12 protein-coding genes are annotated in these 18,119 nt (G+C 43.3%); 11 read left to right on the forward strand and 1 reads right to left on the reverse strand.

The features are described 5' to 3' along the window. The first annotated feature begins 170 nt into the window (after positions 1-170). The 6 genes from EKN16_RS24165 (at position 171) to EKN16_RS24195 (ending at position 9,447) form a co-directional block, all read left to right on the forward strand. Positions 171-1,676: an ABC transporter substrate-binding protein gene (locus EKN16_RS24165; RefSeq protein WP_125663118.1), complete on the forward strand. Its 1,506-nt coding sequence runs from the start codon at positions 171-173 to the stop codon at positions 1,674-1,676. 88 nt (positions 1,677-1,764) lie between these two features. After that, positions 1,765-2,715 (forward strand): carbohydrate ABC transporter permease, encoded by a 951-nt coding sequence (locus EKN16_RS24170; protein ID WP_125663120.1) that lies wholly within the window; start codon positions 1,765-1,767, stop codon positions 2,713-2,715. 12 nt (positions 2,716-2,727) lie between these two features. Continuing rightward, positions 2,728-3,564, forward strand: coding sequence for a carbohydrate ABC transporter permease (locus EKN16_RS24175; protein ID WP_125663121.1), 837 nt, complete (start codon positions 2,728-2,730; stop codon positions 3,562-3,564). Between the two features lie 329 nt (positions 3,565-3,893). After that, positions 3,894-6,920, forward strand: coding sequence for a hypothetical protein (locus EKN16_RS24185; protein WP_125663123.1), 3,027 nt, complete (start codon positions 3,894-3,896; stop codon positions 6,918-6,920). 683 nt (positions 6,921-7,603) lie between these two features. Beyond that, on the forward strand, positions 7,604-8,572 hold the full coding sequence (locus EKN16_RS24190; RefSeq protein WP_125663125.1) for an alpha-L-fucosidase: 969 nt from the start codon (positions 7,604-7,606) through the stop codon (positions 8,570-8,572). Positions 8,573-8,619: 47 nt separating this feature from the next. Next, complete coding sequence (locus EKN16_RS24195; RefSeq protein WP_125663127.1) at positions 8,620-9,447, forward strand: beta-galactosidase trimerization domain-containing protein; 828 nt, start codon at positions 8,620-8,622, stop codon at positions 9,445-9,447. Positions 9,448-9,588: 141 nt separating this feature from the next. Here EKN16_RS24195 and EKN16_RS24200 read toward each other — a convergent pair whose 3' ends face one another. Continuing rightward, the gene (locus EKN16_RS24200; RefSeq protein ID WP_125663129.1) at positions 9,589-11,901 is read right to left on the reverse strand and encodes a helix-turn-helix domain-containing protein; all 2,313 of its coding nucleotides are present in this window, start codon (positions 11,899-11,901) and stop codon (positions 9,589-9,591) included. Positions 11,902-12,148: 247 nt separating this feature from the next. Between EKN16_RS24200 and EKN16_RS24205 the strand changes: the two genes are divergently transcribed. The 5 genes from EKN16_RS24205 (at position 12,149) to EKN16_RS24225 (ending at position 18,117) form a co-directional block, all read left to right on the forward strand. Continuing rightward, a complete protein-coding gene (locus EKN16_RS24205) occupies positions 12,149-14,194 on the forward strand; it encodes a right-handed parallel beta-helix repeat-containing protein (protein WP_232016584.1) in 2,046 nt (681 codons plus the stop codon). A 13-nt stretch (positions 14,195-14,207) separates the two neighbouring features. Then, complete coding sequence (locus tag EKN16_RS24210; protein ID WP_125663133.1) at positions 14,208-14,429, forward strand: twin-arginine translocase TatA/TatE family subunit; 222 nt, start codon at positions 14,208-14,210, stop codon at positions 14,427-14,429. A gap of 19 nt (positions 14,430-14,448) precedes the next feature. Next, a complete protein-coding gene (gene tatC / locus EKN16_RS24215; RefSeq protein WP_232015994.1) occupies positions 14,449-15,195 on the forward strand; it encodes a twin-arginine translocase subunit TatC in 747 nt (248 codons plus the stop codon). 219 nt (positions 15,196-15,414) lie between these two features. After that, positions 15,415-17,133, forward strand: a complete 1,719-nt coding sequence (locus tag EKN16_RS24220; protein ID WP_125663137.1) for an extracellular solute-binding protein — start codon at positions 15,415-15,417, stop codon at positions 17,131-17,133. A 126-nt stretch (positions 17,134-17,259) separates the two neighbouring features. Next, entirely contained in the window at positions 17,260-18,117 is an 858-nt protein-coding gene (locus EKN16_RS24225; RefSeq protein ID WP_125666617.1) for an ABC transporter permease, read from the forward strand. The last annotated feature ends 2 nt before the right edge of the window (positions 18,118-18,119 follow it).

Genomic DNA, 18,119 nt, shown 5'->3' on the forward strand with positions numbered 1-18,119 from the left:
CCTTTTCATCTATGTGCAGCAAATGATCTATATACCGTGAAAGTGCTGGGGTGTTACTTTTATTTGCGAGGCGCGGAACCAATGAATAGCTGCTTCGGAACGGAGGAAAGAGAGCATTAAGGATGTAGAGAAATGAGAAGTCAAAACAAAACAATCGGGAGGGTTCATCTATGAAATACAAAGCTAAGATGTGGGGTTTATCGTTGACTTGTTTGCTTCTTGTATCTACGACGGCTGCTTGCAGCAATGGCAAGAACAATTCTCAGGCTCCCAATAATCAAGAATCCACAACCGCACCAACAAACTCGACAGTAAACTCTGATGCGAGCACCAATGGTAGCGAGTCCAACGTCTATCCAGAGAATGGACTTCCTAAAGACAAGAAAGTCACTTTGAAATTCGGCTACTGGGAAAACGCCAGCGGGAGGGAATGGATCGATTACGCGATTGAAACATTCACGAAGAAGTATCCGAACGTAAGCTTCGATACGACTTATTCCCCTAAAATCGATACGATTACCGCTACGAAAATAGCGGCTAAAAACGATGACGATATGTTTGATATTTTCTCGAATCTCCTACCAGGAGGCGGCAATGCCAACGCAATGGCGACAAGCCTTGTGGAAGCAGGCAAGCTGGAGCCTCAGGACGATCTGTGGGACCATAAAGCGCTCGACAATGAAGCGAAGACGTTGAAGGAGCTCCAATCGGGCATTTATGAAGGAAGAACCCTCATCCTGGGTAAAATGTATGCCATTCCTTACGGGCAGAGCATAACAGGTCTGTACTACAATAAAGCTCTGTTCGAGAAAAACGGTTGGAATCAGAATCCGAAAACCTGGAGCGAATTTAAGGCGCTTATCGATACGATCAAAGCGGCGGGAACTATTCCGATCACATACCCTGGTAAATATCCGGGATACCTGGACTTTTCCATCGGAATAGCAAAAATGTTTGAAATCGCCGAGATAAACGGAAATTTGGATAAATTCAATGATGACTATCGAAACTTCAAAGCGCCATTCTATGCATCACCAGAAAGCTTGGACGTATATAACAGGATTTACGAACTCGGTCAGAAAAAAGCATTCCCGGATGGAGTGGCAGCATTGACCCACACACAATCGCAAATGCAGCTGCTGCAAGGTCAAGCTGCACTGGCTTCGACAGGGGAATGGGTCCAGAACGAAATGAAAGATTCCATCCCTGATGGATTTAAATGGGGCTTTATGCTGGTGCCGATGGGGGATAATCCTGATAGCACCAAATATTATCAAAGCTATGCGGGCGGAGGCCATTACACCTGGGCAGCTAAACCGGAATTAAACAAGAAGTGGGCGAAAGAGTTCTTGGTCTGGCTGTGGAATCTGGATGTGCAACAACGCTTTGCGGAGGAAGCGGGAGGACTGCCGGTTCGTACCGACTTTATGGATGATGCCGCTTTGGTCGAAAAGCTGCAGGATGCTCCGAAAGCCGTTCTGGAATACTTGAAGAACAATAACGTCAAGGGTACGAGCGAATCGCGCAGTGTTACGCTCACTGATCCCAATTCAGAAAAGGCGAGAAAGCTTGTTGAAGAGACCGTGAACGATATCGCTTCAGGCAAGCAAGATCCGCAGCCTAAGCTACAAGAGGCCGAGAATCTGCTTGCTAAAGCAATTGCCGCACAGAAATAATAGACCGATATCATTGCACTTAATAAGAAACCATCACGGAGCGCTGATGGAATTAGCGTTCCGTGAATAGTAAAGGAGCGACTTCACGATGAATGAACTGCCTAATCCTGTCGCGCACACAACAGCACCACCAAGTCAGCACTGGAAGCAGAAAGCCAAATTTCAGAAGAGATTGTTTATTTTACTGGCAACGTTTCCCGCTTTCGGAGGATACATTTTATTTACGTTGTACCCGAATTTGTTATCGGCCTATTATTCTTTATTGGATTGGGATGGAATTAAAGAGCCCGTATATGTCGGCTTGAACAATTTCAAAGAGATGTTACAAGACGACTATGTATGGCGGGCGCTCTGGCATAACATGCTGCTTATGGTAACCGTTACTCCACTTGTTGTTTTCATTTCAATCATCCTTGCGTATTTGCTGGCGAATAAAGGATATCGATTCAATTCGGTGTTTAAAGTGCTGTTCTTTTTCCCGAATGTACTCTCTCTGGTTGCCGTTTCCTTGCTGTGGTCCTTCGTGTATGACGGATCCTTTGGCTTGATGAATGCCGGGCTGCGATTGATCGGAGTGGATATCGGAAATTATTATTGGCTAGGTGAGAAGAAATCCGCCTTGTGGGCGACGATTCCTCCTTCCGTTTGGGGTGCGGTAGGGTTCTATTTCGTTATTTTCTTGAATGCAATGGGTACGATTCCGAAATCGCTTTACGAAGCGGCGATTCTCGAAGGGGCAAGCCACCGGGTGCGGCTCTTTAAGATTACCATCCCGCTCATGACCCCGATTATCCGAGTTGCCGTTTTGTTTTTAATGCTAGGCGTGTTCAAGGGTTTCGAGAATATCTTGATCTTAACGAACGGAGGACCCTCGGGCTCGACGGATGTAATCGGTTTATATATGTTCAATATCGCGTTCGGTACGGGAGTTCACAATTATGGATACGCATCGGCGATCGGGATGATGTTGTTCGTTATTCTAGTTGTAGTCAAGCTTGTGATCGATAAGTTCACGACAAATCGGGATTCCGAATACTAGGGAGGGGCAGCAGTGAGAGAGAGAAGAACGATAGTCGATGCTTGGTGGTACATCATTCTCCTGATCTGGTCGGTGACGATCTTGTTTCCTATGATCTGGGTATTCTATGAATCGCTCAAGACAAATCAGGAGTTTTTCCAAAGCGTATGGAATCTACCGAGAGATCTGCAATGGACGAACTATAAAGGTTCTTGGCATAAATACGGAATCGGAAGCGCCATGGTCAATACGGTTTACTATGTTGGTGCAAGCCTAGTGATCGGTACATTTTTGACGGCCATTAACGCTTACGTTCTGACTCGCTTGGAGTTTAGAGGGAGAAAGCTGATGTGGGCAGTTATCATGCTGTCGCTGTTTCTTCCGGGAATCAATGCATTGATCCCTCAGTATATTTTGATGCGTGATTTGCATCTGACGAACAGTCTGACCGGGATTATTATTCTAGACAGCTTCAGCGAAAGCGCGTTTTATTTGATGATGCTAAGCGGCTTTATGCAATCTCTGCCGAAGGAGCTCGAAGAGAGCGGCGCGATCGATGGGGCATCGATCTTCCAGATTTTCTTCAAGATCATTATGCCGCTGTCTACTGCCGGGATCGTTACGGTGGCCATATTCAAGTGTCTCGCCTTGTATAATAATTTCTTGGGACCGTTCATTTACTTGGGAGACCCGGATAAGTATACGATTGGTGTCGCCATGTATCAGGCGAGTCAAATTATGCAATATAAGGCCGATTGGGTTACCTTGTTCGCTGGACTCATGATCACGATGATCCCGCTTATCTTTATGTATATTTTTCTGCAGCGTAGAATCATGGAAGGCGCGACTTTGGGGGCAGTGAAGGGTTAAGCGAGGAGATACTCACTAGAGGTGCATTAAACTTTCTATATTTATCAATAGTATTGGATTTCACGAGCAGGATAACGTTAATAGGCCGAACGGTTATCCTTATTGCCATTGGCTGCAAACGACGTAAGGAGAAGGCAGGTTTTAAGCGGCTGGCCACCGCTTCCTCATGCTACTGATGCCGGAGGCTTTATTTCGTATTTTCCTATTCGGTTTCATTCCACCATATTTTCAATTGGCTGTAATCGATATAGCCTGAACTTGTATGCGATTACATTCATGGTGGGCAGCCGGAATGACTGAGATCAATTACATATAAGGGAGTGAATATAATGAAAAAATTATCTTCTAAAGTACTCACCTTGTTTTTGATGGCCGCGTTGTTTGTTACAACTGCCAGGACAGCCTTTGCCGAAGATTTCATGATCGGTTTTTACTATGCACCACCATCGGATTATACAAATGCTACGCAGTACGATTTAATAAGCGATGCAAATATAAACGAAGTATTTAATGTTAACGCTTTTGATTCAACAATAGACACAGTAGCGAAAAATATTACAGCTATGGATTTAAGCAGTCAAAGAGGATTGAAATATCATGTTTCCGATGCGAGAGTCAGGAATGTTGATAGTGCAACAAATGCTGAAATCGATGCTTTTGTAAACGACTACAAAAATCACAGTGCATTAAAGGGATTATATATCCGAGACGAGCCGTCTGCCTCTAGGTGGGAGGGTTATGCAAGAGCTTACAATAGATATTTGTATGACAAACCCGATATTGTGCCTTATGCAAATTTGCTTGGAAGCTACAGTAATTCCGATCTGGAGACTTTTCCGGTTGTGGAAACAGCCCAAACTGAAGTAGGTAATGGTACATTCGTTCAAAGCAATCAGCTGTTGAGACAAAGTTTTAAAACATCTGCAACTACCAGCTATATTCAGTCTATAGAATTGAAAATAGATTACAATACATGGAGTCCCGCAGAAAATCTGACATTAACTTTATGGAATGCCGATAAGACAGTTTGGCTTGCCAAACGTACATTGAACGCTACAAATAATGGGTATTACCCGAGTTTTGAACTTATGGCTAACGTATCGCCAAATACGACCTATCAATGGGAATTAACCCATGATGGCGGTGGAAACAATACGGTTGGATGGGTAGTTGGATCTACCGCTGATGTTTATCCGGATGGTATTGCGTATGTAAATAATAGTGGGCAGAGCTGGGATTTTTACTTTAGGGTATTTTCAGGGTACACAAAAGCAAAAACGACTTTAATTGAACAGAATCAAGGATATACTGTCGACACTTCTGTTACTAGCGGGCGGCCTCTAGGTCAGTCTTTTAAGACTACAGCATTCACTACTAATATAGATTCAATTGAGTTGCATCTTGATAGTACCTCATGGTCACCTGGTGAAGCTCTTACATTGAAACTATGGGATTCGCCTTCTAAAACAACTCTAATCGCTTCCAATGCGCTACAATCAACGAATAATATCGATTATCCGAGATTCAAGTTAAACGCAAATGTGTCGGCGAACACCACATATTATTGGGAAATTACACATAATGGGGGAGGAGATAATTTGATAGGGCCTGTATACTATACAAATTATGATTCCTACACAGATGGTAATCTTTATTCAAATGGCACTTCAGCACCTAATAGTGATTTTTATTTCAGGATATATGGGAAAGACCGCTTGAAAATGCCTTTATTAGCATCTCAGACTTTACAGGGTACAGGTTACAATGTAACAAGTACAAATAGTTTAGGACAAACGTTCAAGACCCCTCTAAACAGTACTTATATTAATATGATACAGTTAATGGTTGATTCCAGTTCATGGGGTGCCGGCGAAGCTCTTACGTTGAAATTATGGGATTCATCTTCAAAAACGACTTTAATTGCATCAAGTACGTTGACGGCCACCAATAATGGAGACTATCCCCAATTTCAGCTGGCTAGCAATGTTTCTGCAAACACAAGTTATTATTGGGAATTAACACATAATGGCGGCGGAAACAACTCAGTAGGTTGGGTATGGAATTCAAATACGAACAATTATGCAGATGGTTCTGCTTATCAAAATGGGTTAGTATTAAACAATGATTTTGTTTTTAGGGTGTATGGAAGTCCGGCTATTAAAGATAAGATTGTTATGAACTCTACATTCGGCGATGGGGATTTTGTAAGTACCTCCAATGCGGTGGGTCAAACGATAAAGACTCCAGCAGACTTAGATAGAAACTTATATAGTGTAGAATTGTATGTGGATCCAAGTACCTGGACAACAGGTGAGACGATGACTTTGACGGTTTATGATAGCGTTTCGAAGAAAGAAGTATTTGCTAAAGATTCAATTTCAGATAAATCAAACAATGGTTGGTTTCCAAGGTTTAATATGAATGGATTTCTAAAACCAAATACTACCTATTACTTAGAGTTGACACATAATGGTGGAGGAAACAATAGTATTTATGTGGTTCACTCCCCATTAAAGACTTATATAGATGGTAGCGGGTATAAAAACGGTACTGCGCAAACTTGGGATCTCTATTTTAGATGTATATTCAGTTCAGATTATCAAGACTATTTGGATGAATGGGTAGATACGATCGGACCGTCCAGTCTAAAAAATATTTCCAATGACTTTTATCCATTTTCGACATTAGGAGATCTAACTGATAGTTATTTCTTAAATCTTGAGTTATTAAGAGATAAGGGACTAAAGACGAATATCAGTACACGCGGTTATTTACAGTCAGTAGGTATTGCTAATTATATGACCCGTCCTAACGAAAACCAAATGAGATGGAATGTGTTTACAAGTCTTGCATACGGATTGAAAGGTTTATCTTGGTTTACATGGTGGACTCCAACAAACATTCCGGAATTTAGTGATGCTATTATAAACCGAACCGGGAATAAGACTGACTTATATACTCCTGTACAGACGTTAAATGCACAGATAAAGAATTTAGGTCCTACTTTGATGGGATTGACTTCACAAGATATATTCCATTCGGTTAGCAGTTTGAATACAGGAACGCGCAGTGTGCCTACAGATTTTTTCTGGAAAACTAATAACAGCAGTGATGATGTTATTATTTCGTACTTTATAAATTCAAGTAATAGAAAGTACATTATGGCAGTTAATAAATCTTATACAAGTACCGTTACATTTACTTTTAATATTAATCCTAAACCTTCAACAGTAACGGAAGTATCCAAGACTACGGGACTGGAAGTCAGCACAAATTATAATTCTTCAACAGGAGTTATCTCAGCTCAGTTTGCACCGGGAGAAGGAAAGCTTTATGCACTTCCTAGCGGGTATTAGGTTTTTTTGGTTACTATTTTCAGTCAGCTAAACAGTATTTAAATAAGCTGTTCCGGCTGAAAATATGCTCGCTGCGGATCTTCTTCGGGATTGTTGCCCTCTGAAGCACTTTGCGTTCAATCAACATAAAGATAAATGAACAAATGAAGAGGAGGCTGCCGATGATGACTTCACTGGCCAGCCTCTTTTTGTTTCAAATATGTGGAAGTCATTGCACCAAGACGATTCAGGATGTCGGCCGTTCTGAGAGGCCATGAGGAGAAATATCTATTGCGGACTAATCGTTTATCGTCTAAAAAAACGGAGCATCTTCCTTTTTATCTATCCGCTGGAAAATGGTCTATATACCGCGAAAGCGCAGGGGTGTTACTTTTATTTCCGAAGCGGATTCCCGGTATATGATTTCAATTCCGGAGAACAGCTTGTTATCGATGATTCCGGTTGTACCGCTTGGATAATGAGTAAGTCAGAGGTGTTTATTTGATGAGAAGACTTTCCGTAAAGCAGGCTTAGTATTTATTGCCTTATGCCTGTTAATTTCAACGTTCACGTACAGTCTGATCAGCTAATTATTTGGCGGCAAAACCGATGTGTTCAGTCTTGCCCTTATTTATAGAAATATATGACGAGGAGATTATTACATAAGAACGATTAAACGAGCCATACACATCGATTTTCACACTATGCCGGACATTCCCGATTTCGGGGCGAATTTCAGCGCGAAGGCATTTGCAAAGACGTTAAAGGATGCAAACGTTGAATATGTGAATGTCTTTGCCAAGTGCAATATCGGGTTTGCTTATTATCCAACAGAAATCGGAGTCGTTCATCCGCATCTTAAATTTGATATGTTCGGGGAGATCGTCAAGGAATGCCGCAAGGTGGATATCGGCGTAACTGCCTATTTCAATGCGGGCTTGGACCACGAGATGGCCAGGAAGCACCGTGATTGGACGGTAGTCAACAAGGAAGGCCAAGTGATTTACGGCGACCGAACGGCGAACTTCTTTCGCAATATGTGCTTTTGTTCGGGATACCGCGATCACTTGTTGAACATGATCCGCGAAGTGGCGGAGCGATATCCGGTGGAAGGGTTTTTCCTGGATTGTATGGTCGTTAATCCATGCTATGGCAATGAGTGTCTGGAAGGCGTGCGCGAGCGTGGAATGGATCCATTGAATGACGAGCATGTACTGGCGTTCGCCAAGGAAACCTTGCTCGATTTCTCCCGGGAAGTAAAAAGGATTGTCGGTCCCGACAAGTTCCTATATTTGAACGGCTTGGATCACGCTGATACGGAAGGATTGCGAACGCATGTAGAACTCGAATGTCTGCCAAGCGGATGGAGCTACGATTTCTTCCCGGCTCAAGTCGCTTATGCGCGCAATTTGGGACAGCAAGTATTCTACATGACCGGACGGTTTAACGTCAATTGGGGGGACTACGGCGGCTTGAAAAGCAAGGCGTCACTGCTGAATGATTGCTGGGATGCGCTCAGCAATGGCGTACCAACGTCAATCGGGGACCACATGCATCCTCGTGACGGCTTGGAGTCGGCGGTGTACGATGTCATCGGTGAAATTTATGAGGAGCTTGAAAGATACGAACCGTGGACGGACAACGCTAGGCTATTGCCGACATCGGGATTCTGACGCTGGAGGGCGGCAAGCTAGACGAATGTCACAATGGCGCGGTGCGAATGCTGGGTGAGTTGAAGATCACCTATGACATCATCAACGAGAATCATGACCTGTCCAGGTACAAGGTGATCATCCTGCCGGATAACGTGAGGGTAACACCAGTGCTAAAGCCTAAGTTGGAAGCTTATATCGCTGCGGGAGGCGGGATTATCAGCTCAGGACATTCGGGCTTGAATCCCGAAGGCGAGGCGTTTGCGCTTGAAGAATGGAACATGGCCTACGAAGGGGAAGACTCGTGGAACAGCTCGTACTTCCGTATGCTTGAGGATACAAATGGAGAAGTGCCGGACATGCTGTGTGGGATCTATAAACAGGGGATTCTGCTGCAGACAAAGGAAGGCGCACACGCGATCGCCGATTACTGGCAGCCATACTTTAACCGTCAATGGGACGGCTTTCTCGCCACTTTCTACACGCCGCCGGAAAAGTACGCCGGACGTCCAGCGGTGGCGAGGTCGGGTAATATCATTCAGTTCTGCTTTCCGATATTCGGTGCATATATCGAGTATGCCGCGAACGTCCATAAGTATATGATTGGCTACAGCTTGAGGCAGCTGCTGCCGGAGCCCCTGATCAAATGCGAAGAAATTCCGACGACGGCGCGCGTGACGGTGACGACGAAGAAAAACAAACGTATGATTCATATCAAGCTGACTCATCCGGAATCTAGAGGCAAATACAACGTGATCGAAGATGTGCAGACGCTTGCCGACGGGATCGTGTATTTGAGGGGGAGAATGCCGCGAGCGTCTATTTGGCACCAGGGAAAGAACCTTTGGTTTATGATCTTGTGGATGGCTATATTCGCATTCCCTTACCGAAGGTGAATGGATATGCTATGGTCGTCGTGGAGCAATAAAGGAAGAAGGGGCTAACCGCCCACTTCAGTTTTTCTTACAAAGTCGACAATACATCATTGTCGACTTTGTTTGTTGTACGTACTTTTCCACGATTTCACGAAGCAACGGCTAACCTAAATCCTTATCATCGATGTGAGGAGCTATACGATGCGTTATTTCTCCATCCGTTTCACTAAACGGTGATCGCCAGGATTGTGCCCGGTAATCTCCAGGAGTGAGTCCGGTAATTCGTTTGAACATACGGGTGAAGGAATTGGCATTGTGATATCCGACTTTATTGGCTACTTCCTGAATTTTATCATCGGTTTCCATAAGGATTATTTTTGCTTTACGAATGCGAACGTCCTCGAGATAATCGTTAAAAGTTTTGCCTGTCTTGTTCTTAATATACTTGCCCATATATCTGATGGATAAATTAAGCTTGCTTGCGATGGCCTCCTGACTGATATCTCCACCGCTATGATGCTCAATATAAGCAATAACATAGTCGACAATAGGATCCTTGCCAGCATTTTTGATGCTAATTAAAGAAGCGGCTTTCTCAACTAAGGAGATATAGAAGGTAAGATATTGCTCTTCAGATACGAACTCCTTTATTTGTTCATAGGGAGTCAGCTCAGCAAGCAATTCCCCGACCTCGATTTTTTGTGACATCAGGTTAAGTAAAATCTGCGAGATAATATCACTGGCCATTTGCTTGTATTCAAGGGCTATGCCATTGACGCTCAGACGCTGCAGCATGCGGCGGATCGACTGCAGAATATCTGCAGTGTTGCCCGCCTCGATCTGAGCCGACAGCTTCATTAGCTCGGGAGGTGCAATCTGAAACCGGTTCTGTACATGGCTAAGCTTGGTAATGATCTGGATATCCGCATTTAGTTTGCGTTCACGAATCATCTCCAAAGTCTCTTCATAGGCCACTGTAAAATCGCTGGGATTTTGCAACCGTAGATTGGTAGCGATTGTAATGTAATACTGCTCCTGCTGGTTAAATTTCTCCGTCAGGATATGTAGTGTTTCAGTCAACTTATGTTGATCCTGTAAGTCGTTCTCACTGAAAATAATCGCAACGATTAAATCCCTCTCAATCTGCAATATTTCGGATTGGATGAAGCTACATTGGATATTCAAATTGATTATCTCCATGAAGTGTGCGGTAGTTTGCATGTCCTGCGATGTTTCATGAATAGGGTGAGCAGATTGGAGTTGAAACATAATAAAATAAAAGGGCTTGGTCGAATCAATCAGGCTCTGCATGTCCTTGCTGCCGAGAGGGATGTTTTTCACCTTGTTCCAATATCCATAGGTCTTCAATAGGGAATCCTTCATCTGAAGGTCTTGATTTATTTTTTGATTAGAGTTGATGATCGTTTTCAACCTATCGCCAATCTGAATATATTCTCGTATCGTACTCCTTAAATGAAAATTAGGATTCATCATTTGCAACGAATCCAGAATACGTTGGACAGGAAGCTTGAATCGTATACTGAACAGAATGGAAATGAGCAGGCTGAGCACTAAAGACAAGGCGAATAGAATAAGTAATATCCAACTCAGGCGGGATACGGTGGAGGCGATTTGTTGGTTAGGAGTAACATTTATATAGATGAGATTAGATTTTTCACCTTTCTGGTAGAAGTAGTAATTGTGATTGGAGGAGTCATAAGCCTGCTCGGTTCGCGTAATTTTATAATTTGTAAACGCTTTACTTTGAGGCGTGTTGAAAAAAAGCGTTCCCTTATCATCGCTTATAAAGAATAAGTCATTCGTAGAGAAGTGAGAGTTCAGGTAAATGGCATCCGCGTTAATAAACGCGGCAATGTAGCTTTGCTTCTGCAAAACGTTCTTGATAATGATGGGAAAGTAGAGCCCCGCGTCCTCAATCTTTCCGTTGAAATTACGCTTCTGGAACCGCGCGGCCGGAAAAATCCGCATATGATAATCTTCTTCAATCTGTTTTTCCCAGAAGTCAGCGTTATAATCAGCGTTAATATAAGAGTTCTCGAACATCTCAGGAATACTATTTAACCCTTTTTTATCAATAATGAAAGATAGACTACTATTATAGAAAAATAGGTTTTCCAAATTGAGGTTGTTGTAGTTGGACAGAATGGCATTTATTTCCGCAGCCAAACTGTTCATGGCGATAAAATCCGAATTTTTCTTCTTAAGGATGGACATGTCGGTGCCAACATATAGATTTGTGGTGATATCGTCTAGCAGCCGAAACTGCTTTTCGTAATTATTAACGGTATTGCTCATAGTCAGCTTATTGTATTTAATAATTTCCGTTCGCAACGTTTTCTGAAAGAAATTAAAGGAAAGCAGGTTGAAGATGAAAGAGATCATCACGATAATTAGAAAGCTTAAAAGCAATTTGAAGAAAAACGAATTCCGTTTCTTCTGCAGGAAAGTTATCATAACTAACACTCCTTAATCTAGCTGAGTAGAATTATCATAATCGATTTCATCTCAGAAATGAAACCTTCATTTTTTCACTTGTTATTCATTCGAGTACGAATATCGAAAATCTAATGATTGAGGATAAATGGAATAAGAAGCCGGATATTGCGTGTTTCAAAGTATGTCATGCTGGTTCTATTATGGGGACAAGCCTTCCTGAAGGCCAATAGGAATACCAATCATAGAGGAGCGTGTTGATGTGGGAATGAAGGATGAAGCGAATGTGAAACAGGATGAAGCTGTCGGAGAAAGCTTGATTAGCCGTCGAAAAATGCTTGCTTCGCTCAGTATTGCGGGTGTAGCCATCGCTGCGGGGACACTGCTTCCGGGAGGTATGGGAACGGCTCACGCGGATGTGTTGAAGGGAAAGGCTCATGCAGATGTGTTGAACGATTCCGTAGCCGATATCCCGGCGCTTCTAGCCTATTCTCGTGGGACGAATACTTGCGTTATCGTAGCCGATCCTCTGCGAGGCGGTATTTTTAGTTGGTCCAGTACAGGGACTCCGAATGGCGGGACAGTATTTGCAGCGTCCGGCGGAGGGGTTTGGAACAGGCAATTCAGCGGAGCATTCAATGTATGCTGGTTTGGAGCTAAATCGTTGACGGACAGTACGGCAGCTATACAAGCGGCATTCAACGCGATTACTCGTCCAGGATGTGTCTTTTTCCCGGCGGGGGACTATTATATTTCCGCGCAGATTATCATTCCAACTCAAGTGGTTAGCGTACGGGGCGAAGGACAATATGTTACCTATATAAGGGCAAGGACTAATGGTTCAATTCTGCATGCCATGTTCTTAGGAACAAATGCGGATACAATGGAATTCAATAGTATCTCTCTTGCCGGGGAAGGTAATGCGGACTCTGCTATTTTTTACAATAATATTAATCATAGCGCTTTCATTAATCTATTTATTACGGGAACTGGGGTCGTAGCCATCCATATAAATGGATGGAACAATAAGTTTCAAAACTGTCAGATCGTAGCCAATGCGGGCAATGGAATTGAAGCTTTTGGAACCCCTTATTACAACAATAACCTAACTGTACTATGCTGTGAGATTTATGCTAATGGCGGGATCGGCATGCGTGTCGGAAACGGGATGAATGTTACTATTAGTAGCAGTACACTCGAGCATAACAAGGTGGCAGCAATTATTGCTTACGATATACAAAATATTAATATTGTTGATAGTTATTTCGAGCGTAATGCACAAGTTGGATTTAATTATACGGATGCGCAGAACGTTACGCCGATCAACATCAAGAGTGATATTCATCTGCTTGGTGGAGGAGCGACGATAATCGGAATCGATCCATCGAAGCCAGTGGAATGCGCGAAGATAAGCGGTATTGAATGGTCACCTTTGAATAGTGCAGGGGTAGATAATGGCGGAATTAATAACACGAGCTTCGTATTCAGCAACTACCTGGACAAAGTAACCATTGAGAATGTGCATTGTTTTGATACGTCCAAAACGGATTCATTATTAACGATATGGGGCAATGGACTCACTAGTATTGTCAAAGGATACGTTTCTATTAGAGGAAATAGCAAGTCGGATGTACAACTAATCGGTGTAGATAACGGAGTTGCAGTTAGTGGCGGGCATTTGATTGAGATTTCAAATACGAGATCAAAAAATTACTACAACCCTAATTTTATCGATTATCAACGTATGGCCGAAACTTATTTGGGCAATCTGCTTAAATCACAAGAAAGGCTCAGTGATTATCCATCATTTGAGCTTACAGAGGGCAACGAGTGGTGGGGAAGCTTCGTGGATGTAGCAACGAAGTTTCCTGAGCTTAAGGGGAAACTCATTTGGTTTGGGGCTTGGGTTAAAGCTGCTACAGGGAATGATGTCAAGATAGTAACTTATGACGGAGTAGCTCCCCATGGAGACACTATTGCTGCAGCGGGAACAGGGAAGTGGCAGTATAAATCCATTCTTATTCCTGTTCCCAGCAATGCTACCTCTCTGGCTTGCGCTTTTCAGAAGCTGGGCTCGGGAAGCAAAGCTAATGTGGCGTTCCCGGTTATGGCTTTAGTTGGTTCCTCGCTAGACCGGTTCGAGATAGGAAGCGAAGTTGATTTCCGTTCAACGTCTTATCCGACAACGGGATACTGGGAACAGGATGATGTTGTACGAAATTCAGCTCCATCTGCAGGTGGCGTAATGGGTTGGGTATGTACTGCTGCGGGAAGTCCGGGAACATGGAAAGGTTTTGGAAAAATCGATATCTAAGGAGATGATTGCAATGCCACATTTTAGCGCGTCCACAATCGTATTATTGGTAATCGTTGCTCTTCTATTCTTCGGACCAAAGAGACTTCCCGAATTAGGTCGTGCAGTTGGCAATACGTTAAAAGAATTTAAAAAGGGAACTAGAGAGATGATAGCTGAGGAAGAATTACATTCCCCTGTGCAGCTTGAGAAAGAGAATCTTGAAAGTAAGTCATCGGGAGGAATGGAAAGGTGATCCTATGAAGGATAGGTCAATGTCACTATTTGATCATCTGGGAGAGCTTCGCAAGCACATCATATGGATTACGATTGTACTGGTAGTTACTATGATCGTTGGTTTTTTTCTTGCAAGTCCGGTTCTGGAATATTTGAAAAAGACAGAGCCGGCTTCAACTATTCAATGGAACGCCTTTGCTCCATGGGATGGCGTTCGAATCTACTTGCATTTTTCATTCATTCTCGCTCTCGTAGTGACAATTCCATTTACATTCTATCGCCTTTGGTTCTTTGTCAAACCTGGATTGAGTGAGAGGGAAAGGGAAGCAACTTTACGATATATTCCTTATACGATTGTTCTCTTTTTAGTCGGATTTAGCTTTGCCTATTTTATTGTGTTTCCCCTAGCCTTTCATTTTACGTCGGGATTTAATGAGAGCATGGGGCTGACGGAAACCTATGGAATCACCCAATATTTTTCATTCATGTTTAATATCATTTTGCCACTGTCATTATTATTTGAAATGCCAATTGTCATTCTATTCTTAACGAGAATTGGGCTGTTGAACCCTACTCTTCTTGGCAAGGTTCGCCGATATGCTTATATGTTGCTGCTTGTGTTGGCTACCTTCATTACACCGCCTGATGTTATTTCCGTATTAATCGTGGCTGTACCGCTAATCGGACTTTATGAAGTGAGTATCCTCATTTCAAGATATGTCCTCCAGAAGCAATTGACCAAAGAGTCCGTCCGGGAGAACACCGCACAATCCATCAAGCTCTAGCGTCATGTAATCGTGTGATCGACACACATTAAGTAAATAGTTATTCAATTGTAGCTCATGTTGAAGACTTAGGTACAAATGGAATAGGATGACCGATATTGCGCCTTTCCAGGTCAGGGATTTCGCCACTATGATTAGGGTGCTTAGGGTGCGACAGCACAGAAGCATGCTTCAAATTCAAAGAAGGGCTGTATAAATTTGTTCGAGGGGGAAAAGAAATTGAAAAGAAGAAGCAGGCGTTTGATCGGATTCACGCTAGCAGCTATTTTGTTGGTACTGACAGCTTGTAGCAACAATAAAGGGAACAACGCACAATCTCCAGTTCAGAGCAGTGAAGCAAGCGGCACCGCGTCAACTCCATCATCTCCTACAGCAAGCGAAACTAACGGAATGAATGCAGACGGAAAGTACGATCCGCCTATTACGCTGACAACGGTAAAACCACAGGAAATTACCGTTAAGTTCACAGATGGTGATTCCATGGAGAACAATGTATGGACTCGTGCTTACGAGGAGAAATACGGAATCAAGGTTAAAACCTTGTGGTCTGTCGACCCAAGTCAATATGCTCAGAAGATGAACCTAACGATCGTATCCGGAGAGATCCCCGACTTCTTCCGTGCCACTGCGACACAATTTAAACAGTTGGCTGATGCGGACTTGCTTGCCGATTTGACGGATGTCTATGCTAAACAGGCTACGGATTCCGTAAAAAGCTTGCTGACCGAAGAAGGGAATTTGGCACTTGATTCTGCAACTATCGATGGCAAACTAATGGGTATTCCGTTCACCACCCCTAGCCGGGAAGGCGCACAGGCCTTATACGTTCGCACGGATTGGCTGAAGAAATTGAATCTTCCGGAACCGAAGACAATGGAAGATGTCTATAAGATCAGCGAGGCGTTCACAACGCAGGATCCGGATAATAATGGAAAACAGGATACTTACGGGTTAGCTGTCGACAAGGACTTTATTCTTCTGACGGGGTTTTTCAACAGCTTCCATGCTTACCCCGGCAGCTTTGCGTCGAATTTAGTGAATTTCTTCCTCAAGGATAGCTCGGGCAACCTAACTTCCGGAACGATTCAGCCGGAGGTAAAAGCAGCTCTGGGCAAGCTGCAACAATTATTCAAAGCGAAGCAAATTGATCCAGAGTTCGGCGCGAAAGATACAACAAAAGTATACGAGATGATTTCTAATGGCAAGATCGGCATGATGTATGGTCCGTATTATACCCCTTTATTTCCGCTTCAGGGCGGCAAAGACAAGGATCCATCCATGGAGTGGAAAGCCTTCCCGATTTTCTCGGTGGACTCTACTCCGGCCAAATCGCAGACAGTGCTCGGCGTTGATGGCTACTGGGTCGTGAAAAAAGGCGTTGAACATCCTGAAGCTATTCTTAAGATGCTTGATTTCTGGAACGAAACGTTCTACAAAAACACGTCGGATGAGATTCAACGCAAATTTAATAGCTCGGAAGACGGCAACCAGATATGGCTGCTTAACAACATCGCTGCCTATAAAGCGTTTAAGAATGTCGACGAGAGCCGACGGATCATTGCGGCGCTGGACAGCAAGGATACTTCTAAGCTGAATGCTGAAGAAAAGGGTGTCTACGAGAAAATACTTAAATTTCAAAAAGGCGATCAGACGAATTGGGGTTGGGCCCAGATTTTCAGTAAAGGTGGAACAATGTCTATTTCCGATTACTATCGTCAGAACGATCTATATGTCACGGATGAATTTACAACCGCACCACTTGATTCAATGGTTGAGAAGCAGCCTGTACTGACCAAATTGCATGCGGAGACGTTCACCAAGATTATACTTGGACTTGCTCCAGTGGACGAATTCGATAACTTCACTAAGAAATGGTTGGAGCTTGGCGGAAGTGAAGTTTTGGCAGACGTGAACAAATGGTACAAGACGAAAAAGTAAACGAACTTACGCAATGGGGAGAGAAAGATTCGCTCTCTCCCTTTCCAATGGGCAAATAGGAACCCAGCTTTAGGTGGAGGTGATCGGACTTTGTCCAAGAAACTAGCGAATTGGCCGCTGCATCTTATGATTTTACCGAGTCTGATTCTAGTCCTTATATTCTGTTATGGTCCTATGATGGGTATCGTAATCGCTTTCCAGAAGTTTATTCCGACCAAAGGATTTACAGGATCTAAATGGGTTGGGTTAGACAACTTCAGATACGTGATTAGCTTACCCGATACCATCCTAGTTCTGAAGAATACAGTATTCATCGCTTTAATGAAAATTATCACGGGGCTCATTGTCCCCCTTACCGTCGCTCTGCTCATTAACGAAGTACTCCATAAATTTTCCAAACGTTCCATTCAGACCCTCATTTATTTGCCGCATTTTCTGTCCTGGACCATATTGGGCGGTGTATTGATTGATATTTTGTCGCCTTCGGTGGGGATCGTGAACTCCTTGATCAAAGCGATTGGATTTCAACCCATTTATTTTCTCGGGAATAATCATTGGTTTCCCTATGTGCTTGTCATCACCAATGTATGGAAGGAATTTGGATTTAGCACGATTTTATATTTAGCGGCTTTGACGAGCATTAGTCCTGTCTTATATGAAGCGGCAGTAATGGACGGAGCCAATCGCATACGTCAAACCTGGCATATTACGCTGCCAGGGATGAGACCTATAATCATTCTACTTGCAACGCTCAGTCTTGCAAGCGTGCTCAATGCAGGCTTTGATCAAGTATTCGTTCTCTATAATCCGCAGGTTTACGAGAGTGGAGATATTATCGACACTTATGTTTATCGTATGGGCTTACTTAGCGCACAGTTTGGTCCAGCTACGGCAATAGGCTTATTTAACTCTATTGTTTCCTTTATCCTGATTTCCGTTTCTTATATTCTCGCGTACCGATTTGCGAAATACCGTATCTTCTAGGA

Source organism: Paenibacillus baekrokdamisoli (genome assembly GCF_003945345.1).
GTDB classification, from domain to species: Bacteria; Bacillota; Bacilli; order Paenibacillales; family Paenibacillaceae; genus Paenibacillus_Z; species Paenibacillus_Z baekrokdamisoli.

Excerpts from the sequence above, each read along its gene's own strand:
- EKN16_RS24165 (WP_125663118.1), top strand. The coding sequence starts at position 171 with ATGAAATACAAAGCTAAGATGTGGGGTTTATCGTTGACTTGTTTGCTT.
- EKN16_RS24170 (WP_125663120.1), top strand. The coding sequence starts at position 1,765 with ATGAATGAACTGCCTAATCCTGTCGCGCACACAACAGCACCACCAAGT.
- EKN16_RS24185 (WP_125663123.1), top strand. The coding sequence starts at position 3,894 with ATGAAAAAATTATCTTCTAAAGTACTCACCTTGTTTTTGATGGCCGCG.
- EKN16_RS24190 (WP_125663125.1), top strand. The coding sequence starts at position 7,604 with ATGCCGGACATTCCCGATTTCGGGGCGAATTTCAGCGCGAAGGCATTT.
- EKN16_RS24195 (WP_125663127.1), top strand. The coding sequence starts at position 8,620 with ATGCTGGGTGAGTTGAAGATCACCTATGACATCATCAACGAGAATCAT.
- EKN16_RS24200 (WP_125663129.1), bottom strand. The coding sequence starts at position 11,901 with ATGATAACTTTCCTGCAGAAGAAACGGAATTCGTTTTTCTTCAAATTG.
- EKN16_RS24205 (WP_232016584.1), top strand. The coding sequence starts at position 12,149 with ATGAAGGATGAAGCGAATGTGAAACAGGATGAAGCTGTCGGAGAAAGC.
- EKN16_RS24210 (WP_125663133.1), top strand. The coding sequence starts at position 14,208 with ATGCCACATTTTAGCGCGTCCACAATCGTATTATTGGTAATCGTTGCT.
- tatC (WP_232015994.1), top strand. The coding sequence starts at position 14,449 with ATGTCACTATTTGATCATCTGGGAGAGCTTCGCAAGCACATCATATGG.
- EKN16_RS24225 (WP_125666617.1), top strand. The coding sequence starts at position 17,260 with ATGATTTTACCGAGTCTGATTCTAGTCCTTATATTCTGTTATGGTCCT.